A 12,050-nucleotide genomic window follows, 5' to 3' on the forward strand; every position below is an offset into this window, starting at 1 on the left:
ATGCTTTGTCCAAAAACAGAACACCGATCTGTAGAGTTAAGTAATTTCGTAATGAAACAAATTCAAGATCGGTTTGATCGCGTAACTTAATTCAGTTTTCGCAATTTAGATGAAATGGCTCATCCAAAAACAAAACCCAGATCCTTGCAGTAGAGAATAAATGTTGCGGTATGTAGACAAAAAAGGCTTTCGCAACGTAGATTAAGTGTCGTACCCAAAAATAATATCCAATCTGCGGAGTCGGGTATAAATGTTTCGGTATGAAGTCAATACTGCTTTCTGATCATAGACTTAAAATCCTTTCAAAAAACATCACCCCGATCTGTAGAGTCTGTAGAAACGACAGAAACCCGGAAATAAAAAAATCCCAAACTCCGGGTGGAATTTGGGATGATTTGATGTGTACCGCGTACGGGATTTGAACCGCGAAAGCACTGCTTTCGCAATTTAGATGAAATGGCTCATCCAAAAACAAAACCAGATCTTTGCAGTAGAGAATAAATGTTGCGGTATATAGACAAAAAAAAGGCTTTCGCAACGTAGATTAAGTGTCGTACCCAAAAATAATATCCAATCTGCGGAGTCGGGTATAAATGTTTCGATATGAAGTCAATACTGCTTTCGCTTCTTAGATTTAAAGTCCTTTCCCGAAAAAAACACCCCAATCTGTAGAGTCTGTAGTAACGACAGAAACCCGGAAATAAAAAAATCCCAAACTCCGGGTGGAATTTGGGATGATTTGATGTGTACCGCGTACGGGATTTGAACCCGTGTTACCGCCGTGAAAGGGCGGCGTCCTAAACCCCTAGACGAACGCGGCTTAGATATGAAAAATTCAGTGAATGTTTTGTGGCTATCACTGCAGTAAAGATGGGAGCCCGATGGGAATCGAACCCACGGCCTCCAGGGCCACAACCTAGCGCTCTAACCGACTGAGCTACGGGCTCCATATAGAAAAGAGAAGTGAGTCTTGAGTCATGAGATCAAAAATCTCTAGACTCAAGACTTTAATCTCAAGACTAAATCAGTACCGCGTACGGGATTTGAACCCGTGTTACCGCCGTGAAAGGGCGGCGTCCTAAACCCCTAGACGAACGCGGCAGGGTAAAAAAATCTATTCATTAAAAAGAGGCGACAGGCGGATTCGAACCGCCGTACGAGGTTTTGCAGACCTCTGCCTAACCACTCGGCCATGTCGCCATTTTACTGTGTCGCCCAAATTTAATTGAACTCAAAATATAGAATAATACGTCAAAATAAGTTGTTGTACGCCCGACAGAATCGAACCGCGAAAGCACTGCTTTCGCAACATAGATCAAATGACTTATCCATTAACAGAACTCCATTTTAGGAGTCGACTTTGAATACGAACATCTGAAGCAAATCTGTTTTCGCAATTTACTGCCGATGTACAATGAAATAACAAGACTCATTGTGTTATTTCTAAATCTCAATACGTCAAAAAATTGTTGTACGCCCGACAGGAATCGAACCTGTAACCTACTGCTTAGAAGGCAGTTGCTCTATCCAGTTGAGCTACGGGCGCCCGAATACCGTTAAATAAAATCAACTGTCGGGTGGTACCTGTTGCAAAGTGCAACAACCCTGTAAATAAAACTCAGATTAAATGCCTGAAGTCGTCAATACGTCAAATAAAATCATAAAAGTCGGGGAGACAGGATTTGAACCCCGAAAGCACTGCTTTCGGAACCTGTACCACCAATCTTTGAAATATAAAACTCAGATTAAATATCTGAAGTCATCAATACGTCAATTAAAATTATAATAGTCGGGGAGACAGGATTTGAACCTGCGACCCTTCGCTCCCAAAGCGAATGCGCTACCGGACTGCGCTACTCCCCGTGATGTTGTTTCTATAAAAGTTTAATTCGTGAGCTCTTAATATGAGTAAGCAACTCCCGAAAAAATTGTCAATATGTCAAAGTAGTAATGAAAAATTGAATCAACTTATCCCCATTAATTTCCTTAGCGGGATGTGTTTGTAATCAGTTTTTCAAAAGAATTCAAAGATAAAAGATTTCAGTTCTGAATGCAATTTATATCCGTTGATTTTACCCACTTTTTTTGAAGTCCTTGCTCAGCTCTTCTAAAAAGCCGATACCATAAGCAGTTAATTGGATAAATCCTGCAACCATACCCAAAAAAGAGATTTTTAGATCTTTTGTTGAAGTGGCGGCATCAATAAAAAGCACCAAAGCATAAAGTGGATAGAGTAAAATCAATTTCGATAATACACCATCACCCGTTAGCATTAAAAATAGGGAGATTGGAAGCCCAATTACAAAAAACACCGGCAATAGATGAACCAGCTTTAATTCATTCGGATAAAACCGTTTGATGTTTATTCGAGCCCTTCCAAAAAAGTGTAGCTGGTGGTAAAACTGTTTGAAATCTGTTCGTCTCTTGTGATAGACGTATGCGTCCTCAATTAACCCTGTTTTGAACCCTTTATTAATGATTCGCAGTGAGAATTCAATGTCTTCTCCCATGCGGGTAATTTTATATCCACCCGTTTCTTTATACACTTCTTGAGAAATTCCCATGTTGAAGCTTCTGGGGTGAAATGTTCCGATATGATTTTTCCTTCCCCGAATACCACCGGTTGTAAAAAAGGAGGTCATACTAAAACTGATGGCCTTTTGAATAGGAGAGAAGGATTGATGAGCTCTGTCGGGTCCGCCCCAGCAATCCACATCGTGAATGGCTAGATACCGGTTAACGGATTCAAAATAATGAGGGGGAATAATACAATCGGAATCAAAAACAACAAAATAGTCTCCGGCTGCTTTGTCGAACCCGAAATTTCGGGAAAACCCCTGTCCACTATTTTCTTTATAAAAATATCGAATGGATAGTTGATCAGAATACTTTTCAACAATTTGGTCGCATCGATCTGTAGATCCATCTTCAATGACCAAGACCTCAAAATCGCCGTAGGTCTGAAGGGTTAAACTTTGTAGAAGCTCGTCAATTTCGTCCGGTCTGTTATAAATCGGAACAATTACTGAATAATCCATGTATGCATTTCATAGAGAAATTCTCGTTCTTTAGAGCCGACAATATAACAACATTATAAAACGATTTAATGAAGTATCTGCAAGTTATTCTGATTTTTACCCTTACTCTCTACTTTAATATCGATGCGGAAGCACGCCAGCTCACCGTGAGCTCAGTTTCTGAACATGCATCCAACTCTCAAGGTCAATATCCTCTGGATGGAGGGATAATGGAGTCCGACAGAGGAAGCTACTCTATAGGGGAGACCGATATCTACAATCCGAAATCCTGGAGTGTATCATATTGCCGTGAGAAGGCCGCATTCTTAGAAACGCGGGGAAGGGAAGTAATCCTGTCTATGTTTGAAACATCAGGAAAAAAACTAACTGAAAAGGAGTTGGAGTTTTTTGATTCTCAAGATGAAACATTAAAAGTATATCTTTTTGATGATGGCCAAATGGCAACCCGGGATAATGTTGCAAACTTCACCTTTTTTGATGCAACAGGAGATCAGCTCTATTCTGTATCAAACAGTTCCCAAAGCAGTGAAGGAGAGAGGGAATCTGAATTGGCAGCTGATTCAAATGGAAACACCGTCGTACTTTATAATCCCGTTATTAACTATGGAAACTCCAGGGGATCGCAAGCGAGATTAGTTTATGGTGAGGAAGATCACGAGGTATTTTTCAGGGATCAATCAGCAGAAATCATTCAGCTAAAAGTGAGTGAAAGTGGTTCATACATCTCAATTCTGACTTCAACCGGTTCAGGTTATCAACTTCATCTCTATGACAGATTTGGCAACAAATTAAAGGAACATAGTTTTGATGATGAGCAAAAAGGTGTTTCGCTCAGTGAAGATGCAAAATATGTAACGGTCTACTCAGGAGGCCGGACTCAAGTTCTGGATGTATTGAGTGGTGATCGTGTGGGAAGTACAAGCTCGAGGTCCCCTGTAATCTATTCACGATACATGGAAGATGACGATGTAATTCTAGTTTTTGGTGGCAGGCTTCAAGGTAATCGAATTGATGATCCGACTATATCAGCTATTCATGTTGGGGCACGACAGATATTGAGAGAGAATATTGATGAATCGCTTTCCATTTATGATATGGATCGTTTGAGCATTACTCGTTTACAAAGTAACAGCTACCAAATAGAAGGGCTAAACCGCTCGCTTAGGGTACAAGCCGGTTTTTGATATCTTTGGGGTAGATTTTCTGACTTTAAGTAAAAAAGCCCTCATGTTTAGTGAGGGCTTTTTCCATGAAATTATTACTAAGATTAAGCTTTTTGTTCTGACTCGGATTCCGACTTGGTTTCACTGTCAGAATCTGACTTTTTCTTTTCACTTCCTTCCGGATTATTCCAATCAAACTCGAGTCCGTCGCGCGATTTATTCATTTTGATCTTAATCACAGATCCTTCAGAATGCTCACCGCTAAGTATTTCTTCAGCAAGCGGATCTTCCACATATTTCTGAATAGCTCTGCGCAATGGGCGTGCACCGTATTTCTGGTCAAAACCTTTATCCGAGATAAAGTCTTTGGCACCTTTCGTCATCTCGATTTCATAACCGAGACTTCTGATTCGGGCAAACAACTCATCGCCAATGATGTCGATAATTTTGAAGATGTGCTCTTTCTCCAACGGGTGGAATGTGAGAACATCATCAATTCTGTTAAGGAATTCCGGGTTAAACACTTTTTTCAACGCATCCTGGATGGTTGATTTCATCTGTGCGTAATCAAACTCCTGACCTCCGGATGAGAACCCGATGCCTTTACCCATATTTCGAATATCACGAGCACCAATATTTGATGTCATAATAATAATGGTATTTCTGAAATCGACCTTACGTCCAAGACTGTCTGTCAGAATTCCATCGTCCAGAACCTGAAGCAGAATATTGAATACGTCGGGGTGTGCTTTCTCAATTTCATCAAGCAGAACCACACTGTAAGGCTTTCTCCTTACTTTTTCAGTCAGAATTCCGCCCTCTTCATAACCAACATATCCGGGAGGTGCACCGACCAGTCGAGATACACTGAATTTCTCCATGTACTCACTCATGTCGATACGGATCAGAGCTTCTTCCTTATCGAAAAGATATTTGGCAAGTACTTTTGCCATTTCGGTTTTACCAACTCCTGTTGGACCGAGAAAGATAAATGACCCAATAGGCCTGGAAGGATCTTTTAACCCGGCACGGGTACGCTGAATGGCTTTCGTAAGCTTTACGATGGCCTCATCCTGTCCGATAACCTTCTTGCCAAGCTCTTCCCGCATTTTGAGAAGTTTCTGGCCTTCTTTCTGGCTGATTTTATTTACAGGTACACCGCTCATCATAGCAACGACAGAAGCTACATCTTCTTCGTCTACTTCATAAACGATATGCTCAGATTCTTTCTCCCAATCTTTTTGGGCTTGCTCGAGCTCTTCCATGAGTCGTTTTTCGGTATCCCGTAAACGAGCAGCTTCTTCAAAGCGCTGCTTCTTCACCATGGAGTTCTTTTCGTTACTTGTCTTTTCAATCTCCTCTTCCAGTTCAATAATATGATCCGGTACGGTGATGTTTGACAAGTGAACACGTGCTCCAACTTCATCAAGGGCATCAATGGCTTTATCCGGTAAAAAGTGATCGGTAACGTATCGATCCGTTAATTTCACACATGCATCAATGGCGTCATCAGTATATTTAACACTGTGATGCTTCTCATATTTACCTTTAATCTGATTGAGTATCTCCAGGGTTTCATCCACTGAAGTCGGCTCAACCATGATTTTTTGAAAACGTCGCTCAAGAGCGCCGTCTTTCTCAATAAACTGTCGATATTCATTTAGGGTTGTTGCACCGATTGCCTGAACTTCGCCACGTGCAAGAGCGGGTTTCAACATATTGGAGGCATCCAGAGAGCCGCTTGCTCCGCCGGCACCCACAATGGTGTGGAGTTCGTCAATGAAGAGAATGACATTATCTGTCTTTTCGAGTTCGCTCATTACGGCTTTCATCCGCTCTTCGAACTGTCCACGGTATTTCGTACCAGCAACCAGAGCGGCCAGGTCGAGAGCTATAACTCTCTTTTCATAAAGAACCCGGGAAACTTTCTTTTCAATAATTCGGGTTGCCAAACCTTCAGCTATAGCGGTTTTACCAACACCGGGTTCTCCAATCAGAACCGGATTGTTTTTCTTGCGTCGGCTGAGTACCTGAGCAACACGTTCAATCTCTTTTTCCCTTCCAATAATAGGATCAAGTTTACCATCTTCGGCCAACTGTGTTAGGTCGCGGCCAAAATTGTCCAGAACAGGTGTTTTAGACTTTTCCATTTTCTTTTCTCTCGAACTGCCTGATGATTGTGAACCTTTCGGTGATTGTGGAATATTTGCACTTGTAGTGCGGGCATCTTCCCGGTCGGTATCCCTGGTGTTGCCGGAAATGATCATATCAAGCTCTTCTCTAACGGCATCATAAGAAACATTGAACTGCTGCAATATTTGTGCTGCAATATTCTCTTCATCTCTCAAAAGGGAAAGAAGAAGATGTTCAGTGCCTATCGTGTCGCTTTTATAGAGCTTAGCTTCGAGATAGGTAATTCGAAGTACTTTTTCTGCCTGTTTTGTTAACGGAATATTTCCGACGGTTACAGTACCTCCCGTTCCTCTTACGGTGTCTTCAATAGTCTTCTTTAACTTGAAAAGATCGCAATCGAGATTTTTTAAGATTCGTATGGCAACTCCATCACCCAGACGGACGATGCCTAATATTAAATGTTCTGTTCCGATGTAGTCATGTCCAAGTCGCAGTGCTTCTTCTCGACTGAACTGAATTACATCTCTTACCTTACTTGAAAAATTACCCTCCATATCGGGACCTACAAAAAGATTTGGCTTTGGTTGATTGCTGAAAAATGTAACGAGTGATAACCTGTTTTAGTTCACACCCAATGCCGCTATTGACGAAAGTAGTACGGTGATTTGCGAAATGCAAACTGTTTACACCCTTCTATAAAAATAGTCAGAAAAAAGGACTTTTTAGAATAGAGGTTTTCCGGTCATTTCCGGTGGTTGGTCGAGCCCCATCATTTTTAAAAGAGTAGGAGCAACATCGGCTAGAATACCGTTTTGGAGAGGCTCATGGTGGGTATCACTCACCAATATAACAGGTACCGGCGCGGTAGTGTGTGATGTGTGGGGGCTGCCATCGGGTTGAATCATACAATCGGCATTCCCGTGATCGGCAATGATGAGAACTTCATAATGATGTTCTTTTGCAGTTTCAACAACTTTCTTGAGTTTACGGTCGATCATCTCAACCGCTTTGATGGTTGCTTCCATATCGCCGGTATGTCCAACCATGTCGGGATTGGCAAAATTGAGAATCGCCAGGTCAAATTTCTCTTTGACAAGTTCTGCACAAAGTTTTGAAGTAACTTCTTCTGCACTCATTTCAGGCTGAAGGTCGTAAGTAGCAACCTTAGGACTTGGAACCATTACGCGAATTTCTCCTTTGTTGGAGGTCTCTTCGCCGCCATTAAAGAAGTAAGTAACATGAGGATATTTTTCAGTTTCGGCAATGCGAAGCTGACTTAGCCCTTTCCCGGATACATACTCTCCGAGTGTATTCTTCAATCGGGCGGGAGGGAAGGCTACCTTTACGAAACTGTCAAATGTTTCGTCGTATGAAGTGAATGTAACATAGTGCAGATCCAGCTCTTGTGTTTCAAAAGGAATTTCCTCATCTCTGAATAACGCCTTGGTAATCTGCCGGGCTCTGTCTCCTCTGATATTATAGAATATCACAACGTCGCCTTTTTGGATACGGCTGTTCTGTTCTGTTTTTACATTATGAGGAAGAATGAATTCATCCGTTACATCATTGGAATAGCTTAGGCTAAAGGCCTCAGCTGCCTGATCAACTAACTCGCCTTTACCATGCACTAAAAGGTCGTACGCTTTTTGGGTGCGTTCCCAGCGTTTGTCACGATCCATGGCGTAGTAACGGCCAACGACTGAAGCCAATGTTCCTGTTCCAATCTCTTTGGCTTTTTGTTCAAATTCCTTCAGGTACTCGGCTCCGCCGTGTGGAGAGGTGTCGCGCCCATCGGTAAAAGCATGAACATAAGCCTGATCTATGTCATACTTTTTGGCCATTTCCATCAATGCAAAAAGATGTTCGTTGTGGCTGTGAACACCGCCGTCTGAAAACAAGCCCATGAAGTGAATCCTGCCATTGGCTTTTGCTTTATCAAAAGCTTCTGTTAAAACAGAATTCTCAAAGAAATCTCCCTCTCTGATCGATTTATTGATTCTCGAGAGTTCCTGCCAGACAATTCGTCCGGCACCGATATTTAGGTGCCCGACCTCGGAATTTCCAAACTGTCCTTCCGGTAAACCCACATCTTCGCCGCTGGCAGAGAGTTGAGCATGAGGATATTTCTTGATCAGAGAATCAAAAAAAGGAGTGTCTGCCTTGTCGATAGCGCTGACGTCGGGATTTTCTGCAATCCCGTAGCCATCCAGTACAATGAGAAGTGCCTTTTGAGTAGAGGGAGTCAAATTCTTTATAGATTATTGACGTGATTCGTCAATTTAGACTTTTTGCGAGCAGCGTTATTTTGATGAATTATTCCTTTAACAGAGACTCTGTCGATGTAACTTACTGCTTCTTTCAGGTACTTTTCTGCAGTCTCTTTGTCAGTTTCGTTCAACACTTTCTTGATATGCGTTCTCATTTTAGAACGGCGGGTGTTGTTGTGTTGTTTTCTCTTTTCGCTTTGGCGAAGTCGCTTAATTGCGGATTTATGCTGTGGCATAACAAATTGGTTATTACGGTTAAATACTCGTTATCTTAAACAGTTCCCAAAATTAAGGGATATAGATTCAATTTACAAGAACGGATTGAAACTTAGACATAAAAAATTTATTTTAACCATTCTCTGAAATGATCATTGTCATCGATGGGCCGGCGGGATCCGGTAAAAGTTCAACAGCCAAAGAAATTGCGAATCGATTAAGTATTCAATTTCTCGATTCGGGTGCCCTTTACCGGGCAATTACTTATTTATGGCTGAAGGCTGATAAACCGGATAAAGCCATATTCTTTGAAAATTTGCCAACTGTAAAATTACAGGCACAGTATAGAGATCAGACGTTTTTCGTTCAAGCTAATGGTGAAGACCTGACGCGAAAAATAAGAACGCAGGATGTTGCTGATCATGTAAGTGAAATTGCATCACACAAGGCTGCCAGAAAGTTCGTAAATGAATTCATGCGCAACCTTGTTCAGAAAGATGCATATATAGCGGACGGGAGAGATCTCGGAACCGCCGTTTTTCCGGATGCTGATCTGAAATTCTATATGGATGCTTCACTCGAAGAGCGGTCAAAAAGACGCTTTGATGAAATGAAGTCTTCAGACAGTTCTATCACGTTGAAAGATGTGAAAGAAAATCTGAGATCCAGGGATGAAAAAGATCAAAACCGGAAAAATGACCCGCTTAAAAAAGCGGACGATGCTGTGGTAATCGATACAACCGGCAAAACATTTGAAGAACAGGTTCGTGAAATGATCTCGATTATTAAAGAGAACGTGAACATAAATTAAAACTTAAACTCTAATCCCATTTCGAAAGTCGAAATGAGGCTGACTTTTAACAGGTAATTAAATGACTGAAGAAACTAAAAACGAAAACGTAAACGAAGAAATCGAAACTGCTTCTGAAGAAGTAGAAGAGGTAGAAACTGCCGAAGAGGAGACAAAAGCAGAAGAGAGTAACGGCGAAGCAAAAGAACTGCCAACATTTACCGGAGAAGTAGAAGGTAAAACATATACGCTCGATGAACTTCAAGCCGCATCCGAAGATTATTCAGATGAAGAGTTCCATGAGCTTGCAGGGATGTATGAAAATACACTCAGCGAAATTGAAGAGAAAGAGATTGTTACCGGTATCGTTGTTTCTGTTGATGAGAAATATGTGATTGTTGATATCGGATTTAAATCAGAAGGTATTGTACCTGCCAACGAATTTTCGGACAAGGTTCTTGAAAACCTGCAACCGGGCGATGAAGTAGAAGTATTTCTGGATAGAGTGGAAGACCGCGAAGGTCAGCTGATTCTCTCCCGTAAGAAAGCAGATATTCTGCAAGCTTGGGAAAACATTGAGAAAGCACACGACACCGGCGAAGTTATTGAAGGTTACATTCAGCGAAGAATTAAAGGTGGTATGGTTGTGGATGTATTCGGTATCGATGCGTTCCTTCCCGGATCACAAATTGATGTTCGTCCTGTTCGCGATTTCGATGCCTATGTTGGAAAGACCATGGAATTCCAGGTTGTAAAACTCAACATGCAGGCAGAAAACGTTGTTGTATCTCACAGAGCGCTTATTGAAAGTGATCTTGAAGATCAGCGTCAGGAAATTCTCGAAACCATCGAAGCCGGTCAGGTTCTCGAAGGTATCGTTAAAAACATTACCGACTTCGGTGTATTTATCGATCTTGGTGGCGTTGACGGTCTGTTGCACATCACTGATCTATCATGGGGACGTGTTGAGCATCCGGAAGAGATTGTGAAGTTAGACCAGCGTATGAACGTTGCAGTAATCGACTTCGACGAAGACTCTAAACGAGTTTCTCTTGGACTGAAGCAATTGCAGCCGCATCCGTGGGAAGACATTGATATCAAATATCCTGAGGGAATGCGAATTCAGGGTCGTGTGGTATCCATTGCCGATTACGGTGCATTTATTGAGCTGGAGAAAGGCGTTGAAGGTCTGATCCACATCAGTGAAATGAGCTGGACACAGCATATTAAGCATCCATCTCAGCTTGTACAGAAAGATGACATTATTGAGTGCGTTGTTCTGAACATCAACGAAGATGAGAAGAAAATTTCACTTGGTGTTAAGCAGCTCGAAAAAGATCCATGGGAAGATCTAGGAGAGAGATACCCAATCGGTTCTACCCACAAAGGTATTGTTCGAAACCTCACCAACTTTGGTGTGTTTATCGAGCTCGAGCCGGGAATCGACGGATTGGTTCACGTTTCTGACCTGAGCTGGACTGAGAATGTAGAACATCCGAACGAAGTAGTTGATAAAGGTGAGGAGCTTGAAGTTGTGATCCTTGCAATTGACTTCGACAACCGTCGGATAACACTTGGTCACAAACAAGTTGAAGATAATCCTTGGGAAAAATATGCTGAGGAGTACGGACTTGGTGCCAAAGTGGAAGGCGAAGTTTCTAAGATCACAGATAAAGGCATGTTCATTAAACTCCCATTGGGTGTTGATGCATTCTTACCGGGTGATAAATTGACTGAACCTGTTGAAGACCTGAAAGAGTCTTTTAAAGAAGGAGACAAGATTGAAGGATTTGTGGTTGAGTTTGATGAACCAAGCAAAACCATCGAAATCTCACAGGTTGAAGAGGAAGTGAAGAAATCGAAGTCTAAAGCGAAGAAACAGCCTAAGAAGAGCGAAAGCGTAGAAACCGGAACACCGACTTTAGGTGAAGTTTCCGGATTGGCTGATAAGCTGAAAGAGAAAGAAGAGAACGATAAGAACAGCTAATCTCTTTCTGACTTCAAAAATCTAAAAAGGCTCCTGAATTCATTTTCAGGAGCCTTTTTTTATATCAGTCAATATACAGTAAGTCTTACAGGGAACGATTATAATCAGCAATACAGAATACGAACAATCAACGTCGGTACCTGAACTACTTTTCCATGTAGAAGAAAATGGTATTCTCGGAGGGGTTTGAACTGCTTCGGATGCGGGTGTCATGCTCTTTATTAAAAGCATAGGCTATATTACGAATTGAGTTTAATTCTTTTTTGTCTGAGAACTTAACACGCAATGCCTCTCCACCAGGTTTGAGCTGTTCAATCGCATATTTCACCTTGTCATACTTGGATTTGCTCTTGCGAGATACACGTATCTTCGAGCGCGGAACAATTCTTACTTTCATAATCTTGATTCTAATTTTAAGAGACTAAAAAAATGTAGTTAAATGCTGAGTAAGTAATA

8 protein-coding genes and 6 tRNA genes are annotated in these 12,050 nt (G+C 41.6%); 3 read left to right on the forward strand and 11 right to left on the reverse strand.

All coding sequences use genetic code 11. From position 1 onward, the window contains the following. Positions 1-747: 747 nt before the first annotated feature. From CWD77_RS00400 to CWD77_RS00430, 7 genes are all read right to left on the reverse strand, one after another. A tRNA-Glu gene (locus CWD77_RS00400) sits at positions 748-820 on the reverse strand. A 53-nt stretch (positions 821-873) separates the two neighbouring features. After that, positions 874-947 (reverse strand) — tRNA-His (locus tag CWD77_RS00405). An 81-nt stretch (positions 948-1,028) separates the two neighbouring features. Continuing rightward, a tRNA-Glu gene (locus tag CWD77_RS00410) sits at positions 1,029-1,101 on the reverse strand. A gap of 28 nt (positions 1,102-1,129) precedes the next feature. Continuing rightward, positions 1,130-1,200 (reverse strand) — tRNA-Cys (locus CWD77_RS00415). Between the two features lie 272 nt (positions 1,201-1,472). Beyond that, a tRNA-Arg gene (locus CWD77_RS00420) sits at positions 1,473-1,546 on the reverse strand. A gap of 243 nt (positions 1,547-1,789) precedes the next feature. Further along, positions 1,790-1,863, reverse strand: a tRNA-Pro gene (locus CWD77_RS00425). Between the two features lie 209 nt (positions 1,864-2,072). Beyond that, positions 2,073-3,038 (reverse strand): glycosyltransferase family 2 protein, encoded by a 966-nt coding sequence (locus CWD77_RS00430; protein ID WP_101071220.1) that lies wholly within the window; start codon positions 3,036-3,038, stop codon positions 2,073-2,075. A gap of 68 nt (positions 3,039-3,106) precedes the next feature. Here CWD77_RS00430 and CWD77_RS00435 point away from each other — a divergent pair, with 68 nt between their 5' ends. Then, a complete protein-coding gene (locus CWD77_RS00435) occupies positions 3,107-4,222 on the forward strand; it encodes a hypothetical protein (RefSeq protein ID WP_101071221.1) in 1,116 nt (371 codons plus the stop codon). Between the two features lie 83 nt (positions 4,223-4,305). Here CWD77_RS00435 and CWD77_RS00440 read toward each other — a convergent pair whose 3' ends face one another. The 3 genes from CWD77_RS00440 to rpsT all read right to left on the reverse strand — a co-directional run bounded on the left by CWD77_RS00440 (position 4,306) and on the right by rpsT (position 8,837). Next, positions 4,306-6,888, reverse strand: coding sequence for an ATP-dependent Clp protease ATP-binding subunit (locus CWD77_RS00440; RefSeq protein WP_101071222.1), 2,583 nt, complete (start codon positions 6,886-6,888; stop codon positions 4,306-4,308). A 168-nt stretch (positions 6,889-7,056) separates the two neighbouring features. Beyond that, positions 7,057-8,580, reverse strand: coding sequence for a 2,3-bisphosphoglycerate-independent phosphoglycerate mutase (gene gpmI / locus CWD77_RS00445; protein WP_101071223.1), 1,524 nt, complete (start codon positions 8,578-8,580; stop codon positions 7,057-7,059). Positions 8,581-8,585: 5 nt separating this feature from the next. Continuing rightward, entirely contained in the window at positions 8,586-8,837 is a 252-nt protein-coding gene (gene rpsT, locus CWD77_RS00450; RefSeq protein ID WP_101071224.1) for a 30S ribosomal protein S20, read from the reverse strand. 128 nt (positions 8,838-8,965) lie between these two features. Between rpsT and cmk the strand changes: the two genes are divergently transcribed. Together cmk and rpsA are read left to right on the forward strand one after the other, a co-directional pair. Beyond that, the gene (cmk, locus tag CWD77_RS00455) at positions 8,966-9,628 is read left to right on the forward strand and encodes a (d)CMP kinase (protein ID WP_101071225.1); all 663 of its coding nucleotides are present in this window, start codon (positions 8,966-8,968) and stop codon (positions 9,626-9,628) included. Between the two features lie 61 nt (positions 9,629-9,689). Beyond that, positions 9,690-11,594 carry a 30S ribosomal protein S1 gene (gene rpsA, locus CWD77_RS00460; protein ID WP_101071226.1) on the forward strand — a complete coding sequence of 635 codons (1,905 nt, stop codon included), beginning with the start codon at positions 9,690-9,692 and terminating at the stop codon, positions 11,592-11,594. A gap of 145 nt (positions 11,595-11,739) precedes the next feature. On the opposite strand, the gene CWD77_RS00465 is transcribed toward rpsA, so the two are convergent. After that, positions 11,740-11,991: a hypothetical protein gene (locus CWD77_RS00465; RefSeq protein ID WP_101071227.1), complete on the reverse strand. Its 252-nt coding sequence runs from the start codon at positions 11,989-11,991 to the stop codon at positions 11,740-11,742. Positions 11,992-12,050 lie beyond the last annotated feature (59 nt).

The organism is Rhodohalobacter barkolensis, assembly GCF_002834295.1.
Lineage (GTDB): Bacteria > Bacteroidota > Rhodothermia > Balneolales > Balneolaceae > Rhodohalobacter > Rhodohalobacter barkolensis.